Here is an 18,366-nt window from a genome sequence, read left to right on the forward strand (position 1 = left end):
TTATTTCTACTAGTTTTGTTTCACTAAAAATGTTTCATAAACACTTATAAGCTCTTCTGCAATGATTTTAAATCCTTCTGCACTCATTAATTGATCTTCTGCATGCGCCAACAATAAGCTTACTTCTATTTTTTCACCAGCTGCTTCTTTACTAATCAATCCAGCATGTGCTCTATGGCCTTCAATAAAAGTTTCACTGCCTTCATTCATCAATTGTCTTGCTTGTTCAAAGTTACCCATTTTTGCTTCTTGAATTGCTTCAATATACGAAGATCGTGCGCTACCTACAGCTGATATAATTTGAAATACTACTAATTCATTTTGTTCCATAACGATTCTCCTAACATTTTTTTATTTTTATAGTCTTATAAATCGATAATGCAATCAGTGAAGTCCATCCCCACTGATTACTATCCCGCCCAATCAAATTTGTGTGGAATAAATTATTATTGTTGTGATGCTGCTTGTTGTTCTGCCTCGTAAGCTTTCTTATCTCCCATTTTAAAGAACGGATAATATAATAGAATTTGAGAGACAATAATTAATACTGTCATGATGAATAGTAACCAACCACCAGAAATATAAGCTGCAAATGGTGCTGGTGTTACCCATGGTAATTCAATAAGTGGATTAAAGTTAGATAAAATCCCTGTAATGTTAAGGAATACGATACCAATTAATCCGCCTACTATTGAAGATGTTATTAATGGAATAAAGTAGATTGGATTTAGAACAAGCGGTAATCCAAAGACAATTGGCTCATTTATATTAAAGATATTTGGGACGATACCAATTTTTCCAAGTGATTTATATTGCTCTGATTTCGCAAATAATAGATTTATTGCTAATCCTAACGTATTTCCTGTTCCACCAATAACGACTGCAAAATGCATTAAAGTAAATGCTAAGTAAGGAATTTCTGAAAAAGGTGTTCCTGAAGCAAAAGCTGTAATAGCTGCCGTAAATAATGGAGCTGTCGCACTATACCATACATTTATGATTGGTGCTGGGTGTAAACCGAAGAACCAACATATATTCATGAATGTAAAGATAGCAATTACTGACCATACAGACGATCCAATGAATTTTACAGGTAACGCTATAACTTGACTTACAAAGTTAAAAATATTTTCATATGGCGTATAGCCAAATATTACTCTTATAAAGAAGATAAGTGTGAAAATGATGATTGAAATAAACACTGGATTAATTGCATCAGCTACCATAGGGGGTACTGATTCTGGCAATTTCACTCCAATATTTTTTCTTTTCAATGAACAATACAGTTTACTAGTGAAAACACCGACAAACATAGCAACGAATATGCCATCACTACCTAAGTACTGATTTAATATAGCAGGAATTTGTTCTTCTCCTACCTTAATAGACATTGGCATTAAGCATAAGAAACTGCCTAGCGCTATAACAGCAGCTGTCATTCCATTCATGCCTTCCTCTTTTGCATAGGAATAAGCGATAATGACAACCATATATACTGCTAACAAGCTTAATGTCGCACTAATCATGTCTTGCATATGCGTATATATACCAATTTGGATTAAAAATTCTTTCCACCCTTCAAATGGTAGATTACCTAAAATAGCAAATAATGTAACACCGATCGTAACAGGAATTGTCATCATCATCCCTGATGTAATCGCATTGACTACTTTGCTATTTCCGAGATAATTAGTTAGTGGTGTAATGATTCGTTCTAGTCCGTTTTTAGTCCCTTCTAACAGTTTCATAATTACCTCCAACATTTACATATTTTATTAAGTCTATTTTTTACCTTTTTCTACATAGCTCATATCATTTACAGATTGAACTTTATATTTCCCATCTTTATATACAACTTTTGAAACACTTGCATTTCCTAATCCTTCTTCAACCTCATTTAAAGATTCAGGAGATATTGAATATAATAGATCCATTAAAGATATACCATGTGATACAACAAGAACTTTACCGCCGCCATCTTCTGCTACTTCTTCTGCAATTTGATCAACTTCTTTTTTCATTCTCTTTGTAACTGTTTCAGTATCTTCAGCCTGTTTACTCGTATCAATCTTCGCTGTAGTTTTTTGCATAATATCAATGTCGAAATTATTCATAAATTCTTCATAGGTCATATTATTTGTTTGTGCAAGTTTTTCCCTGAACGTATGATTTAACTCCCCTTCAAACTCACCAAAACACACTTCACGTAACTTTTGACTTTGATTAATATTCATATCTTTATTTCCACTTTGATCTAACACAATTTTCGCTGTTTCTATTGCACGTCCACTATCGCTACTATATGCTTTATCAAACTTAGTCCCTTTCAAACCTTTTCCAAGGTATTCTGCTACTGCAACACCATCTTTCGTAAGTGGTGCATCCGCCCAACCTTGTACTCTATCCGTCGTATTTAACATCGTTTTTCCATGTCTTACTAAATAAAACTCAACTGGTTTTTCTTCTTTTTTCTCCTTACCTTGTTCTGTTTTATTAGGTGAACAACCAAATAGAGAAACGGTCAAAGAAGCTATCAGGCAGAACGACAACATTTTTTTATTCATTATGAACTCTCCTTAAGGGCTTATGGGCTTATAAAAATATGCATACACCACATGAGTAACATAATATTTTTATAATAAAGATATTTAAAAATTATTTTGACTGATTAAACAACCAATTTATCATCTCTTTATCTTGCAAAGCTGGTACCCAAGAAAAGTGTCCCATTGGTTTAACGATTCCAGTTGGATATTCTGTATATTTAACAAAAGAACCACCTAGTTCTTTAATAGCTTGTACAGCATCTCTGCTATATCTCACATCAACTAGCGGATCATCTTCTGCATGGAAAACCCAAATCGGCATATCTTTAATATCCTTGAATACGGAATTATCTTGCAGCGGTTCATATTCACCAACAAGCGTATTTCCTGGCAAATCTCCTATTCCACAAATCGGAACAGCAGCTGCGAAAAGATTCGGGTTCTTCTTAATAACATTCCAAGTCCCAATTCCACCATTGGACATACCAACAACATATATGCGATTTTTATCAATATCATATTTATCGATAGTTTCTTTGAGTAAATTCAACATAGTAGTATAGTTAGGTTCCTCGGTCCAATACGCTGTAAGAGTTTCAGCTGCTTCAACCTGAGGAGCTAACACATAGGCAGGATTTTTCTTTTGCTGTTCTGGATTCGCCCACGCTACAGCGCCCTCATTTCCTACGACTTGCATATAGTTGTCATTTCCTCGTTCACCTGATCCATGTAAAAATAAGACTAATGGATATTTTTTGTTAGATTCTTTTTTAGGCTCAAAAAGTCTGTATTGCATTTTGCTTCCAGATGCATCTTGATATACCCCTTTTTTAAAATCATCTACAACAGGAGTAACTACTTTTGCAATTTTATTTTTCTGTTCGGATGCTTTAAAAGTTGTACCTTCTTTTGTTTTAATTTCTTTCGTAAGAGATAACTTATAATCTAAGTTATCTCTTGTACTTAAAAATTTTTCTTCATTAAACGTTGAGGTAGATGCATGTTTATCGCTTTCATCTAATTCGATCACGACGTATTGTCCGTCTTTTGAAGTCTCTGATACTTCAGCTTTATTATTTGTATACACTTTAGTTATTTTTCTATTTTGAGGTTTCCCATTCACTTCCACCTCAACTTCAAAACTATCTTTTGTTAATTTTGAGCTATCTATTGTATCTCCAAAATCACAAACGACGGTAGTCCCTACTTCTCCATACGGAAGAACATTCGTAATAAGTGTTATATCTGAATCTTTTAAAGCCTTATCTTTGCTTTCTGATGTACATCCTGACAGTACCAAACCACCTACCAGGCTCCCTACTACCATACATAAAATTGGAAATTCCCTTATCTTTTTCAGACGATGACCTCCCTCAGAATATGTACTTTTCAAAACTGACATAAATCGTGTAAGGCTCGTAAATCGTTCCCCATGTATAAACTATTAATCACCTAAAACCTTTTTCACTTGTTCAATTACTTTTTTCCCATCTAACATGCCATAAGCTGCCATATCAATCACTTCAATATGCTTCTCTGGCAATTGACTTTTCACATTATTTAATGCATATCGAACTTGTGGTCCTAATAAAATGATGTCTGCCGCTTGCCCAACATTTTTCGCTTCAGTTAATGCATAAGCATTAATTTCACAGTTATAATTCGCTGATTCTGCATATCCTCTCATTTTGTTCATTAACATACTTGTAGACATACCTGCATTACATAAAAGTACAATGTTTCTCATAATAAAAACCTCCAATATTTATTTTAAGTGCTTTGCATACTCTCTATTTATGCAAGCGCTTTCTTTATAAGTTCAATATAAACTATGGTCTAAGACTAGGGTCAATAGCTTAATTTAATTAATCCATTTATTATGTATAATTTGTATAAAGCTCAACTTCAATCAACGGGATTTTGTTCATTCCCCACTGATTATCAGCCCCTACCAATCGGGCGTTTACAGCCCACAAATAGCTGGATAAACCTAGCTAAACACCGTGTGAAAACTCTTTTGTTTCAAAAAAAATGCATGTAACTGTAGACTGTGTCTAACAATTACATGCATTTTTTTCATGTCCTTCTCTACTTCAAGTCACTTTGTACCGTTTGATTTAATAATAGGAATCATAATAATATAATGTTCAACTGTTTTGTCTTGACTCTTTGTTTCACAAACATATCGACATAAAACATCTCCGTTAAGAGCGTATCCCTGTTCCTGCATAATATGGAATGGTTCATCTAATATCAAAGATGATAACGGTTCATCCACATTTTTTTCATATAAATAATGCAAGCACTCTCCCATAGGTATTTGAATAACCGAATCATCCATAGGTAATTGACATTCTTTCACCTTTGATTCAGAGATTGCCATTACCCAGTAACTATTCTCTATATTTTTCATTTTATATTCTTCAAGTGGAATACATAATGCCGTGGAAACTGTTGGCAAGAAATTTAACCATGTCTTTAATAGAGGATTTACACATAACGTTCCTTCATTTAGATGAACATGTTTGAGAAAATAATAAGTCTCAGCTTGTTTTATAACCCATCTCCTATCTTCCCGCTTATATTCTTGTAATAAGTTCATAAATTCATTTATTTGCTTTGTTTCTAACTCTAACTGTTTTATCGCTTCATTTTTTTCAGCTATTTTATCATTACATTTTTTCATTATGTCATCATATTCTAAACCGTTAAAAACCGATCCAATTTCCTTAACATGAAATCCCATTTGTCTAAAGCTTCTAATTGCTAAAAATACTCCAAAATCCTCATATGTATAAAATCTAAAACCGTTATCTTTGTCTTTTTGTGGTTTTAGGAATCCTTTCTTTTCATAAAACCGTAAAGCATCTATTGAAACTCCAAATTCCTTTCCTACTTCTCCTATTTTATATTTCTTCATACCTATCACCTTCAAATCTATAATTCCTTTACATACTGATATAGTGTAACAAGTTTTGAAAAACAATTGTATAAAAATAAAAAGAGATTTCGTACAAAAGCAAAATCTCCTTTTATCAAATAGAACATCACTGAAAATATAAACTTCTATTACCCTACTACTTCTCCATACATATCATAAAGTTTGAGCGCCATCATTAAATTAAATCTCACTTCTGCATCATTTAAATCGACTGAAATGAGCAATTCAATTTTTTCTAACCTGTACAAAAGAGAACTTCTATGAATAAAAAGTTCTTCTGCAGCACTTTTTACATTTCCATTGTTTTGTAAGAATACATGTAATGTGTTATATAAATCAATATTCTTTCCTTCTGAATATTGAATTAGTGGACCAATTTGTTTCTTTACAAAAAGATCTACAGCGGTTGAATGGTTTAAATGATGTAAAATAGCATACGATCCAAGCCCTTCAAATAATGCAAATCCTTGTTTACGAAAGCGACTATCTAAAATATTTAAAGTCTGTATAGCTTGCTGATAACTAGTATAATAATCTTCCAACTGTTTTGTAACACCGCCAATCCCTAATAAAACACGACAACCTATAGGTGATGAGCCAATCCATTTCTTTATGCTATAAAACATCGATTCCCAAAATGTATCCGTGCCCTTTTTCTGAGTTTCAATTGGAACAATTAACAGTTGTTCATCATTATGGGATACTGCTAAAATGCCTGTCCCTAGTTCTGGAAGACGCGTCTTAATCAAATCCCATATAAGTGACTTTTTCGCTTGTTGTTCGAGCAGGTTTCCTTTCTTTAATTCGTTCTCATCGAGTAAAATTGATAATACCGCCACTCGATGTTTTTTGAAAAGATTCCATTGATATAAGTTAGCATATTGCAAAATATTATCTCGGTCCTCAATTTTTTCAGTTAATAATTTACTAATAAAGCTGTCTTTCATCTGTTCTTTCGTATCTAGAACGAGTTTTTGTTTAATAAACTGGATGGAGCATATATTTCGGGCTAAATCGACCGTTAATTGATCAAATTCATCCATCCCCCCATTCGCTCTTCGTACTGCTAAATATCCTAAAAAGTTACCGCCCCCATTAATAATCCAAAATGAAAAACAATAATCACTATTATTCGGATCATGAATTTGGAACGTATCAGTAAATCTTTTCTTTTTACGTTCTTCTCTTGTTAATTCAGCTAATTGTTCCGCTAAGCGACTATCCTTTTCATCATGAAATGCTATTGGTTGCATAAATCTATCAAAAATAAACACTGTATCTTGAAATAAACTACCGAGCATTGTTGTAATACCTTCAAAATTATTATCATCGACCGTTTCTTTTAATAAAGCTTGCTGATAATCTAATAGAAAATGAAGACGTTGCTTATGTTCTTTCTCACCATTATATAACCTTGCATTATCTAGTATGGTTGCTAAATGATTTGCAATCATTTCAAGTGATTTTGAATCTGCCTCCGTAAAAAACCCTTCGCATTCCTTTTCAATATGTAATACTCCAATTGGTTTCATATCAATAATGATTGGAGCAGTATACTGTTCACCACCAATCGTTTCAAAAAATGGAAAGTGTTCTTTTAATACATATTTATCCTCAACCATAATTTTGTATGGCTTTCTCATTTCTCCATATGCAGGTGCTTGAAAAACAAAACAGTTTTCAGTCTCGTTATATAAATAAACACATGCAAAATTCGAATTTGTTTCATTTCCGGCTTTAGAAGTTACCTCATAAACATGCTTTTCTAACGGAACATCTAACGACAGGTTTTTACTAATCCATCCAAAACCTTCAATCTTTTTCAACTGCGATTCTTTTTGTCTAGCCACAGCAATCGCCACTGCTATATCTCTTCCAAACTCTTCAAATGATATTTCCATATCTAAAAGTGGAACGTAACTTGAAAATGCAACAACACAAAAACCAAAATGCTGGATATCATCTTTTAATGGGACAGTGAACCAAGTCTCTACCCCAGCACTTTTCAATGTTTCAGATAGAAGACACACTTCTGGTAAATCTGCCGTTTGATCTGTCATGCTTTGATATTGTAGTTTGGAGGAACATTCATCAGAATGAAGTGGAAACGCTGAAGCTAAAGAAGTTAAATTACCACTCCAAGCTTTTGGTAAAAACTGTCCACCTTCATTAAAAATTACAGCGACGAAATCACAATGTAATTCTGCACAAAAGGAATGAGTTAAATACTGAAGCGCCTCTTCTTCCGTATCGATTTTAATAAGCTGGCGTGATGTATTTCGCAAATGATATTCTATTCTTTTCATTAATCTCTCTCTCTTATTACTAGACACGCCCCATCCCCCTTTCACCTTTTCTCTCTATTGTATAAGAAACGTTATACAAAAGAAAAGTAAATATTCTAACTATTAACTAAACAAATACGAATCCCGAAGAAATATATCCCCGGGATTGATTATTCACTATTTGGCTGTCGTTACATTGTTATTTCCACTAGCGATTTCTTTTTTCTCTTTATAATAAATTCCATGTTCTTCTTTAACAAATATCAATGCTATGCCACCAATTACAGCAGCAGTCGCAATTGCTGCAAAATTATATTGAGGCAATAAATGCATGGAAAGAAGAATACCTACCAAAGTTGGAGCTACCACACCTCCAAGACGCCCAAAAGCCATTGTACTTCCTACCGCTGTTGAGCGCATATTACTAGGATAATATTGAGAAACAAATGCATTTGACATATTTTGTAGTCCGACAGAAGAAGCACCAATGACTGAAATTAACAAAAATCCAATAAACATATTATTTACAAATCCGATGAGTGATAACGCAATTGCTCCACAGAAAAATAATGGGACAAGTACTTTTTTAAATCCGATTTTATCTACTATTGGACCGAATATGAGTGTTCCAATAATAGCTCCAATTTGCATGACAGCTGTAAATGTGAGACTTGATTTGAGATCGTATCCTGACTGCATCATAAGCCTTGGTAACCATGTACTCATAGAATAAATGAGTACGAAAGCACTAAAACATGAAATCCAAAACATAATTGTACTTACGGCGCGCTTCTCCTCAAATAATTTAACTACAGGAGATCCAGCTTCTTTAGTTGGTGATTTTATAAATTCAATTGTCACATCTTTACTTAATTGTGGATTTATCTTCGCTATTACTTTTTTAGCTTCTTCTATTTTTCCTTTCATTAATAGGAAACTAACAGACTCAGGAATACTTTTCATTAAAAACGGGATAAATAACAATGGAATTCCCGCTAACCAAAAAACAGGCTCCCATCCTGCTGTAGTAAGAAGGGAACGACTTGTAAGCGCCGCTGCCATTGCTCCAATTGAATATCCGCAAAAAACAAAAGATACGATAGCAGTTCGAGCTCGTTTCGGTGAGAATTCTGTTGCTATAGCAATTACATTCGGCATAACTCCACCAAGCCCTATACCTGCGATAACACGGAAAATCGCAAACACTACAGGACCGTTCGCAAAACCAGCTAAACAGGTAAATAGACTAAATAAGATTGTAGTTACTATTATGATATTTTTACGACCTATTTTATCAGCTAATAAACCAAAAAAAGCAGCTCCAATTGCTGTTCCTATAGCTGCATAACTACCAATTGCCCCTGCTGTAACATCTGTTATTCCCCACTCCTTAATGAGCGAAGGTACTGTTGCCCCATAAATAACAGCATCATATCCATCAAATGCAATTACGATAAATAACCAAAATATTAACCAAATATGCATGGAATGAATACGACTCTCGTCTATCACATTCATCGGGTTAATCGATTTCATCTTAATAGCCTCCTTATATGGGAATTTTCCCTTTCTTGTATTTCAATATCGGTAAACGCTTTCAATTGCCTCCTCTTAAGTTCCTAAAAATATTTCTGAATTTTCCGTATTTAAATTGTAATAACTACTATTAAAAATTGTTATCCGTTTTTTATAGGAAATAGAAAAGTAATATTCCTCTTTAATGCGGGCGTTGCTTCATAGGAATTAAAGCTTGAACATAAAAAAAGAGGCGCAATAAGCACCTCTTTTTCATGTATATTACTCATTCAAACTGTAATTGTTTCTTCCAGTTTTCCTATTATTTTCGCTATCGCTGTAATTGTATTTTCTGTTTCAAATTCGCCAACATTTACAGAATGATTTGCATTTTTAACAATAGCAATCTTTAAATTCGTTTTTTGTAACTGATCAATTTGCTCCGCATTGTATTGGTGATCTTTATCCCCAATTACTAAAAGCCCTTCGTGACGACTATGTAAAATAGAATCAAAAACGAAATCAAAAGTTAGTAAAGGTGTAAGTAGTACCATTTTTGACTGTGAAAATTCTTCTCTCTTCATTAAATCATTTGCAATTGGAATTGTTCCGAGTGACTTTCCTAAAAACATTGAATTGCTATATTGCCCACTTCTTAACACTTCAATTATTACGGGATTTATATCATCCATCATTACTTTCGTTATTTCTTCCATTGGTTTTTCCAATAATTGTCCATCGTAGGAATAATGAATATGTACTACATCTATTTTATTTTCAAGCATAAGCATCGTTGCATAATAAAATAACGGCTTGTCATAATTGTAGCCTGAACCTGAGAACATAAAACAGATTGCATTAGAAGCTTTTTCGATATGTGTGTAACGAATAACTTTATCATCTATATGTATCTCTTTTTTAGTCCCCTTCACTCTTTTCCCCTCCGAATACATTTACTTTTGTAAAACGATATGTTCTGTATGAACTGATACATCCTTTACTTTATCTTTTATAAACGCTGGCTGTAAGTTATATGCATGTAACTCTTCTACCGGCACCCACTTAAACATATATGTTCTATCCTCTTCATTCAGAATATATTGATCTGCCCCATTTGCAGGTAATTCTTTCAGCTCTACTTCATAGTAAAAACTAATTTCATGGAGCTTTCGCTCAGAAAGTGTAAAGAAATTTTCTACTGACCATATTAATCTCTTTACTTCAATTGGAACAGCTAGTTCTTCAGCAAGCTCTCGTTTTAACGCATCTTCACTATTTTCTAGCATTTTCACGCGTCCACCCGGTACGTACCAAAAATCTTCACCGTCACCTTGCAGAATGAGTATTTTATTATCATGTTTACAAATTGCTCCAACTCGGTAATTAAAACATGTTTCCTCTACTTTAAACGTAAGGTCCATCCCGAATTCCCCCTATTTATTAAATATCGAATTATTGCAAAACAATTATGTAATTACTGTAAAGATAAGGTTACTAAATTTATCCACTTCATTCAATCATTTTCGAATTTTCCAAACGCTTATTTTTCATCATTACAAGTGTATATACATATGTTACAATCACATTGCATACTAGAAAAATATGATGGGGGTACGAATGGAAACGTTATTAATCCAGCAAACTGAGAAATCAAATAAGTTTTGGAAAATCGTTGTGAAAGAAAGCGACTACGTTGTGTTTTACGGGAAAATTGGCACAGCTGGTAGCGTGAAAGCGAAAGAGTTTGAAACAGAAGAAGAGTGCATAAAAGAAGCTAACAAACTAGTTGCTTCCAAACGTAAAAAAGGATATACAGACCCGTGCCCTGGGGAAGATTATATAAAAGAAAAAACGATAACAGAAGAAGAATTTTGGGGGCTACTCGCTCGCGCTAAAACGAAAGGTGAAGACCAGGAAGAACAAATAGAATGGCTTACTTCTCATCTCTCTAAGCGTACAGTACATGAAATTGTTGCTTTTGATACACATATGCATCATATATTAAAAGCTTCCTATACATCTCGCTTATGGGCAGCAGCCTATATTATTTTAGGCGGTTGTTCGGATGATTGTTTTGATTATTTCCGCGGGTGGTTATTATATCAAGGAAAAGAAACTTACGAAGCGTGTATTGAAGATCCAGAACGGTTAATACATGTATTAGAAAATTTGAGTGAGTATGACGTACCAAACATTGAAGAACTTTCTCTATATTTCGGTTTCACTGTATATGCAGAAAAAACTGGAGATGAAGAAGATACTTACTTTACACTTTACCATGTACTAACTGATGAAAGAGCTCATAATGACGACATTGAATTCGACTGGGATCAAGATGACGAAGAAAGTCTGAAAAAGATGTTTCCTAAGCTGTGGGAACTGTACGGAGAAGAACCGATTGAGTGGTAGATTTACATACGAAAAACGCCTTGTTTTTTTAGTAACAAGGCGTTTTTTATTGATACTATGTTTAAATTGTTATCTTCCCACTCTCCCACCACTCCATAAAAGGCTTTAAAGAAGGAGCAATCCACGTTCTACTATCATTTTCATGATTCCACACATATATATCATCTCTTTGTACCATTCCATTCAAAATAGAATAGCCAAACAAATCACCATTTCCGCCATCAGCAAAAAATAATAAACAGTCAAAAGGCATATATAAATCTTTAAAATCCACTATATTTCTCATATTCATATTTTCAGTTTTAATTTTTGAAGCAGACCATATAAAGTCCCCGTACTCACCTTCTATACCGTTTGTTTCCTGTAATAATTGATATAACTCATTAGGTAACTCCACGTGTAACCATTTTTGTATATCAGCAAGTTCATCCTTCGTTGCTGGGTTTTTCATACTTAAGTTTAAAGAAATACTTCGAATGATATTTTTCCACATAACCTTTTATCCTTCCTATAGTCCTTCATGTTCAATCAAGTTTATACCAATAATCAAATTGGGTATGTACTTGGATTATATATGTTATTATCTCTGGATCACTAGGTTGTTTTTCCTTCTTTTTATCTCTAATATCATATTCATTTACATAACGAGTATCTCCTATCTTATCTCGGTAATAATTCCCCTTTTCGGTTTCTACTACTGTACTATCATCTAAAAAATAGAGCTGAATTTCTACACCAGCCTCGTTAGAATTTGGATACTTTAACTTCCCTTTTTTTTGATAGAATGAGATTACTTCTGCCTTCGATTGCTTCGTTTCTATAACACGATTCGCTACTACTTCCCAATATCCGCCATTTGCTAATTCAATCCAATTCTTCTCATCTGCTTCATAATCTTTAATTAGCTTACTATCCAAAGGCATCGGCAATTGAAAAAATTCAGAAGAAAAGGAATGAGAGATATACCACGTACTATTTCTTACGAGAATGACCGTTAGCAAGAGCATTATAACTGTTGAAATTATTGTCCTTTTTCTAACCTTTTTTAATTGACGTATCATATTTCTCTCCATTCCTATTATCTATAAAAACTATCCATTCCACTTTTCTAATAATTCTTTCTCCCTTTCAACTGAAATACCTGCCTTTAATCCCCTCTCTTTCATTTCATTCACCCAGTCATACACATCTGTAACAGTATCTTCTAATCTTCTAAAAGTAAGCCCTGCTTTAACAGCATTCTCAATACTAATAGAAAATCCACCTTTCCACGGCTTCGTTTCCCCTTCTAATGGAAAAGTTTCCGGAAGCCATAAAGGCATCTCTGTCCAAGGCTGTGCTTTATGTTCCTTCATAAATGATTCATCGACCCAAACGAATTCAGCATCACTATTCGTAACCCTTTTACACGTATTTAATAGCTCTTCCATCGTCAATTCATCATTTGGACCTGTTATATTGAATGTACCGGCTTTATTATTTTCTGCCATGTTTAGTCCAAAGCTTGCGACGTCTTTTATATCAACTAATTGCACTGGACGATCTTTTCTTCCTGGTACTAACACTTTCCCGCCCTTTGCTACACGCTGAACCCAGTATGGAAGGCGATCTGTATAATCAAACGTTCCCGAAAGAAGTCCTGCTCTTACATGTAAAACACGCCCCGGCCAATACTTCTCTGCTTCTTTTTCACATAATACCTTTAGCGCACCATAATGCTCATAAGGCGATATTTCACCATTCTCTACAGCTTTTATCCGATCACTTGTTGGTTCAGGTTGTAATATATAGTCTTCTTTTATATGATGGGGAATCCAATCTTTATATACGGAAAGGCTTGAGATGAATATATATTGCTTTACATTATCTTGTAATACTTCGCCAACATTCCGAATATGGTGCGGAGAAAATCCACATGTATCTATGACAACGTCCCATTTTCGATTTTCTAAACTTGATACATCGTTATTTCTGTCACCGATTAACTTTTTCACTTCAGGAAATAGTTCTTTATTTGATCCGCGATTAAATAATGTAACTTCATGCCCTCTTTTCAACGCCTCTTCTACAAATGCTCTTCCTAAAAATCGTGTACCGCCTAGTATTAGAATTTTCATGGTTCTCCCCCATTCATGATTAAAAATCTATTCTTTTGTTTAACGATTTTTTGTTGTGAAAAGTTACGGGGGATAGTTTAATTGTTTTCTACAAGTTCAATATATGTAATTTCGACACTTTTCCTATTTTTAAAAGCAATAATATGAAAATATTAATTCTGTCGATTTCCATTTCATATATAATTAAAATATCGGATATTCGATTAACCACTTATACATACTTAGGCAGGTGAAAAATATTAATAAACACATAGTTTATCATTCAACATTATGTATTTATTTTCTCACATCACTTGTATATATCATCTTGCTGAACATAGAAAATGGTCGTAATTATTTGGGGTTTACAATGGTTCTTCCGCTTTTAGCAGTTATTTTATATCAAAAATTATTTAAGAAACAAAAAATAGTTCATACATTTGGAATTTCACGTCCAAAAATAAAAACACTAATTTTCTCCATATTATTTCCACTACTTCTAGGACTATGTCTCCATTTTTATTTTCATATTTATGATATAAAGTTCTTATATCATGATTGGAATGAATTAGGATTTCTCTTGCTCGTTGGTCTTACAATTGGATCTTTATCTGCATTATTAGAAGAAATTATATGGCGAGGGAATTTTCATTACTATTTACGAAAAAAATATTCATTCATGCAAACAGCTATTATTATAGCTTCGCTTTGGTCTTCATGGCATTTACCAGTAGCTATCTTTTATAAAAATTATGAGTTTCAGTTTGTAGGAATATTAAGTTATCTCTCTTTATTATTTATATTGTCTTTAATTTTGACGTACACGAGAGAATATGGTGGTTCTGCAATATCACCCGCAATTTTACATGGTATGTTTAATGTATTTTATTTAGCAGATGTAGCGCAAAACAAATGGGATGCCAGCCTAATAGAATTAATTAAATTTATAATACTAGCAATCATACTCGGCATGATGTATCTTATACATCACAAAGTTAGAAAATAGTTAAAAAGCAAAGAAAAAAGGTGTTTCCGCTTTTATTTGAAAGTACCTTTAATAGATTATGAAGTACTTCAACACCTTGCAATTATTTAAAAATCGTATAGGTGTTGAAGTTTTATAACCTTAGTTGTACAACTTTGTTATCACAACACTTTTTTCTATCATGAAAAACAAAGCAAATTTAACTAAACCCTTTAATTCTCATTCCCAAAATTAACCACATTAATCTTTTAAATAAGGAAGTATGCACTCTTTAATTAACTCCCATTTATCCACCGCATTTGGTATAACCTCAGAAGCAATCACCACTACCAATTCTCTCTCTGGAATACAACAAACCATATTCCCACCATCGCCCATTGCGCAGTATGAAAAGCTTCCATTTTCTTCTCGTAACCACCATAAGTACCCATATTGATTTGGATTCATCACCGTTGATTCTTTTACCCATGATTTTGAAATGATTCGCTTTTCATTATGAATGCCTTCGTTCAAATACAATTGTCCAAACTTAGCCATATCTTTAACTGTTAGCGTAAGTCCCCAGCCGCCCGTCGAAATACCATTTGGATCGTGAACCCATCCTTTTACATCTTTTCCGAATAAGTCATCGAATCCAAATGCTTTCATATTGTAGTTTGGAATTTCTCTCATACCGAGTAGCTGAAATAGCTGTTCATTCGCAAATTCACGCGCACTTTTCCCTGTTGCACTCGAAATAATTGCTGATAGTACATGTGCTCCTGCAGATGAATATTTAAAAGATCCAATTTCTCCGCCGTGCCCCATTCTATTAAGTGTATACTGTACCCAATTCTGTTGTGTACATAGTTCTTCTAACGGTTCCTGCCAATCTGTAAAAGGGTATGGTGCTGTCATTGTAAGTAGGTGTCGCACTGTTACTTCAGATGCCTTAAGTTTATATTCAGGGAAAAACTCTATTACTTTTTGATTAACGCTTTTTATATAGCCCTTACCTATACATATCCCAATTAGCGCAGAGATTATCGTTTTTGTGACAGATGCTACATGAAATGCATCATCTGGACCGTGGCCGTTATAATATTTTTCAAAAATAATGTTATCCTTCTGCACTACTAACATACCGTTTATATTTTTATAGTCTTCTTTTATCTTGTAATCCAACTCTTCAAAAGTTTTCATTATTCTTCCCCCTTAATCTATGATTAAAAAGGTTCGATCGGTACATATATATCCACTATATGTTTATGTTCTGGATGCTTTCTTGGATCATTTCTATACACTTCAAAAGGATACGAATCTCTCGGCTTATATCCGCTATTTGGGAGCCATTCGCCGTATAAAAAATCCCATGCACCTTTATATTCATTTTGACGTATTTCAAAATGGCCTACCGCATATTTTCCTGAAGGTATTACCATTATTCCAATATCACTCGTTCCTACTGCGGATTCATCGGGAATTGTTATACATAAACTTGTTCTTAAATGATAGTCCTCAGTAAATTCATGATGATCGTGGTAAATGGTTAATACTTTCGTATCCCCAAATATATGATAGTTTTGCTCCGTTGCATAACGAAATAATTTCTCTATCATTTTCGGAAAAGCTATAGCTAACTCTTCATATGTACCGATATGTCTTATGTATGCGACATTTCTATCGTCCGCTGTTACAATTTCAACATTTCCCCGAACCTTCTTACATTCATTGTATTGAGAAGGTTCACTTACGTCTTTGCAATTCTTGCTATTGTAGTTTCGATATTGAGACGGACTTACTCCGTAATAATTTTTAAATGTACGGGAGAAAACAGCTGAATCTGTGAACCCGAAGTGATACGCAATGTCTGTAATCGTCATATCCGGACGATATGTAATAAGGTGAGTTGCCCTTTCTAGTTTCAATCGGTTTACATACCGAGATAAAGGCTCATCTACTATCCCTTTAAAAATTCTATGAAAATGAAACTTTGAAAATCCTGCTACATTGGCTAACTCTTCAATTGAAAGTGAATCATTTATGTTTGATTCTATATAATCTTGCACTTTATATATGCGTCTTATGTACTCATTTCTACTTTGAGAACTCTCCATATCCTTGCCTCCTCACAACAAAAAGGCTAACTTCATGTTAGCCTACTTTATACATTTTTTAAAAATAAAACTCTACTCCCGCCATTCCCGTCATAATTTGTATGTACGGATACACCTTCTATTTCATCATCCCCAGCCTCAATTCGAAAGCCAATTTCTTGATGAAATTGTATCGATTTTTTATTAACTGGTGATGTGATTGCTTTTACAACTTTACGGTTATTTGCACGAGCAATATCAAAGAAATAAGAATACAATGTCGATGCAATTCCTCTTCTTCTATACTTCGGATTGACATCGATAAAATGAACGTACGCTTCCTCTTTATGCGTTTGTGAGAAGAATCCGCATAAGAAACCTAACGTTTCTCCCTCTTCTTCAATGATAAAACTCGTTTCTTGAAAGTGAATGAAGAACAATTTTGGCAACATATGAGCCATATCTCTCCCGCCCCACCAATCATTTAATACAGAATGAATCTTTACATAATCTTCCCCTTGAATGTTTCTTACTCGCATGTATTTCTCCCTCTCACTCACTTCATTTTTTCATATATTTTAATAACCGTTTCTACTAATAGAATGAATACCCAAATACCAGAAAATACAAGCACCGACTGGAATATCGATCCAAGTATCATAATACCAATCGCACCTGATATTGAAAATGATACGCCACCAAACCCTGGATCTTGTATAAGTGATCCAGCAGAAAAAGCTGTTATAATAGATACGATTAAATAAATAACACTCATTATTTTTAATATTTTTATAGAAAGATACGAAGTTTGTTCTTTCTCCACTTGTGATAATTCGATTTCCCCACTCGCAATTCCTTTTTGAAGACAATCTTCACACAAAAATTCTTCCTTAATTTTTTTACCACCATGTATTGTACCCGTTATTTCTTTACACCTTGAACATTTTCGATTTATCATTTTGATATCACTCCAATCACCAAGGATTATCTTAAATATAATTCAACATTTACCTTATTATCCCTTTTATGTATTTTATAGAGAAAGATCGTGTTTTATGATTTCAAAACTCACATTTGGTTCTAAAAATCCCACCGTTCATTATGTATTACGGCCGAGTTGCTATGCGGTTATTTTTAACAATACTTGCTCAAAAATAGCTATCATCGAAAAAGGAGACCGTTATTTTTTACCAGGTGGCGGTATGGAAGGTAATGAAACAAAAGAAGAATGTTTGCATCGTGAAATACTAGAGGAATTAGGATGGGCAATTGAAATTGATCAATATATCGGTAATGCAGCGCGATATCTTTATGCAGAAAAAGAAGGGACATATTATTTAAACGATGGGTTCTTTTACATTGCGAACATAGTACATAAACAAACTGAAACCTCTGAAAAAGATCATGTTTTAAAGTGGTTACCTCCACTACTTGCTATAGAATATTTACTTCATGATCATCAAAATTGGGCTGTTGAACACGCGCTTTTAGTACGAAACAAAAAATGATCTCCT

At 33.7% G+C, this 18,366-nt stretch carries 20 protein-coding genes; 3 read left to right on the forward strand and 17 right to left on the reverse strand.

The genetic code is table 11. The annotated features are described in order from the left end of the window. Positions 1-9: 9 nt before the first annotated feature. From JDS98_RS02945 to JDS98_RS02990, 10 genes are all read right to left on the reverse strand, one after another. A complete protein-coding gene (locus JDS98_RS02945; protein ID WP_199631323.1) occupies positions 10-330 on the reverse strand; it encodes a PTS sugar transporter subunit IIA in 321 nt (106 codons plus the stop codon). A gap of 116 nt (positions 331-446) precedes the next feature. Beyond that, positions 447-1,748, reverse strand: coding sequence for a PTS sugar transporter subunit IIC (locus JDS98_RS02950; RefSeq protein ID WP_016091166.1), 1,302 nt, complete (start codon positions 1,746-1,748; stop codon positions 447-449). 33 nt (positions 1,749-1,781) lie between these two features. Beyond that, positions 1,782-2,564, reverse strand: a complete 783-nt coding sequence (locus JDS98_RS02955) for a histidine phosphatase family protein (RefSeq protein ID WP_199631324.1) — start codon at positions 2,562-2,564, stop codon at positions 1,782-1,784. A 91-nt stretch (positions 2,565-2,655) separates the two neighbouring features. Continuing rightward, positions 2,656-3,948, reverse strand: a complete 1,293-nt coding sequence (locus tag JDS98_RS02960) for a prolyl oligopeptidase family serine peptidase (RefSeq protein ID WP_199633537.1) — start codon at positions 3,946-3,948, stop codon at positions 2,656-2,658. Positions 3,949-3,990: 42 nt separating this feature from the next. Then, the gene (locus tag JDS98_RS02965; RefSeq protein WP_001244593.1) at positions 3,991-4,293 is read right to left on the reverse strand and encodes a PTS sugar transporter subunit IIB; all 303 of its coding nucleotides are present in this window, start codon (positions 4,291-4,293) and stop codon (positions 3,991-3,993) included. A gap of 351 nt (positions 4,294-4,644) precedes the next feature. Next, entirely contained in the window at positions 4,645-5,466 is an 822-nt protein-coding gene (locus JDS98_RS02970) for a MerR family transcriptional regulator (protein ID WP_098137961.1), read from the reverse strand. A 149-nt stretch (positions 5,467-5,615) separates the two neighbouring features. Further along, positions 5,616-7,820 (reverse strand): helix-turn-helix domain-containing protein, encoded by a 2,205-nt coding sequence (locus tag JDS98_RS02975; protein WP_199633538.1) that lies wholly within the window; start codon positions 7,818-7,820, stop codon positions 5,616-5,618. Between the two features lie 129 nt (positions 7,821-7,949). Further along, on the reverse strand, positions 7,950-9,308 hold the full coding sequence (locus JDS98_RS02980) for an MFS transporter (protein ID WP_199633539.1): 1,359 nt from the start codon (positions 9,306-9,308) through the stop codon (positions 7,950-7,952). A 269-nt stretch (positions 9,309-9,577) separates the two neighbouring features. Continuing rightward, the gene (locus JDS98_RS02985; protein ID WP_016091171.1) at positions 9,578-10,219 is read right to left on the reverse strand and encodes a hypothetical protein; all 642 of its coding nucleotides are present in this window, start codon (positions 10,217-10,219) and stop codon (positions 9,578-9,580) included. A gap of 21 nt (positions 10,220-10,240) precedes the next feature. Continuing rightward, positions 10,241-10,708: an NUDIX hydrolase gene (locus JDS98_RS02990; protein WP_199631328.1), complete on the reverse strand. Its 468-nt coding sequence runs from the start codon at positions 10,706-10,708 to the stop codon at positions 10,241-10,243. Positions 10,709-10,904: 196 nt separating this feature from the next. Between JDS98_RS02990 and JDS98_RS02995 the strand changes: the two genes are divergently transcribed. After that, positions 10,905-11,696: a DUF4240 domain-containing protein gene (locus JDS98_RS02995; RefSeq protein ID WP_000449135.1), complete on the forward strand. Its 792-nt coding sequence runs from the start codon at positions 10,905-10,907 to the stop codon at positions 11,694-11,696. A gap of 61 nt (positions 11,697-11,757) precedes the next feature. Here the strand turns inward: JDS98_RS02995 and JDS98_RS03000 are convergent, their stop codons facing one another. The 3 genes from JDS98_RS03000 to JDS98_RS03010 are packed head-to-tail and all read right to left on the reverse strand — an operon-like array spanning position 11,758 to position 13,813. Then, on the reverse strand, positions 11,758-12,189 hold the full coding sequence (locus tag JDS98_RS03000; protein WP_000265757.1) for an SMI1/KNR4 family protein: 432 nt from the start codon (positions 12,187-12,189) through the stop codon (positions 11,758-11,760). A 31-nt stretch (positions 12,190-12,220) separates the two neighbouring features. Beyond that, positions 12,221-12,757 (reverse strand): hypothetical protein, encoded by a 537-nt coding sequence (locus tag JDS98_RS03005; RefSeq protein ID WP_098711474.1) that lies wholly within the window; start codon positions 12,755-12,757, stop codon positions 12,221-12,223. Between the two features lie 30 nt (positions 12,758-12,787). Further along, positions 12,788-13,813, reverse strand: coding sequence for an SDR family oxidoreductase (locus JDS98_RS03010; protein WP_087970872.1), 1,026 nt, complete (start codon positions 13,811-13,813; stop codon positions 12,788-12,790). A 229-nt stretch (positions 13,814-14,042) separates the two neighbouring features. Here JDS98_RS03010 and JDS98_RS03015 point away from each other — a divergent pair, with 229 nt between their 5' ends. After that, positions 14,043-14,798 (forward strand): CPBP family intramembrane glutamic endopeptidase, encoded by a 756-nt coding sequence (locus JDS98_RS03015; protein WP_085450339.1) that lies wholly within the window; start codon positions 14,043-14,045, stop codon positions 14,796-14,798. A 219-nt stretch (positions 14,799-15,017) separates the two neighbouring features. On the opposite strand, the gene JDS98_RS03020 is transcribed toward JDS98_RS03015, so the two are convergent. The 4 genes from JDS98_RS03020 to JDS98_RS03035 are packed head-to-tail and all read right to left on the reverse strand — an operon-like array spanning position 15,018 to position 17,810. Further along, a complete protein-coding gene (locus JDS98_RS03020) occupies positions 15,018-15,959 on the reverse strand; it encodes a serine hydrolase domain-containing protein (protein ID WP_000846448.1) in 942 nt (313 codons plus the stop codon). 23 nt (positions 15,960-15,982) lie between these two features. Next, positions 15,983-16,873, reverse strand: coding sequence for an AraC family transcriptional regulator (locus tag JDS98_RS03025; RefSeq protein ID WP_087970873.1), 891 nt, complete (start codon positions 16,871-16,873; stop codon positions 15,983-15,985). Positions 16,874-16,920: 47 nt separating this feature from the next. Then, entirely contained in the window at positions 16,921-17,391 is a 471-nt protein-coding gene (locus tag JDS98_RS03030; protein ID WP_199633540.1) for a GNAT family N-acetyltransferase, read from the reverse strand. A 17-nt stretch (positions 17,392-17,408) separates the two neighbouring features. After that, positions 17,409-17,810, reverse strand: a complete 402-nt coding sequence (locus JDS98_RS03035; protein WP_085450492.1) for a DUF3980 domain-containing protein — start codon at positions 17,808-17,810, stop codon at positions 17,409-17,411. A 97-nt stretch (positions 17,811-17,907) separates the two neighbouring features. Between JDS98_RS03035 and JDS98_RS03040 the strand changes: the two genes are divergently transcribed. After that, positions 17,908-18,360, forward strand: coding sequence for an NUDIX hydrolase (locus JDS98_RS03040; RefSeq protein ID WP_199633541.1), 453 nt, complete (start codon positions 17,908-17,910; stop codon positions 18,358-18,360). The last annotated feature ends 6 nt before the right edge of the window (positions 18,361-18,366 follow it).

The organism is Bacillus cereus group sp. N11 (assembly GCF_016483605.1).
In the GTDB taxonomy this organism is placed as follows: Bacteria; Bacillota; Bacilli; order Bacillales; family Bacillaceae_G; genus Bacillus_A; species Bacillus_A toyonensis.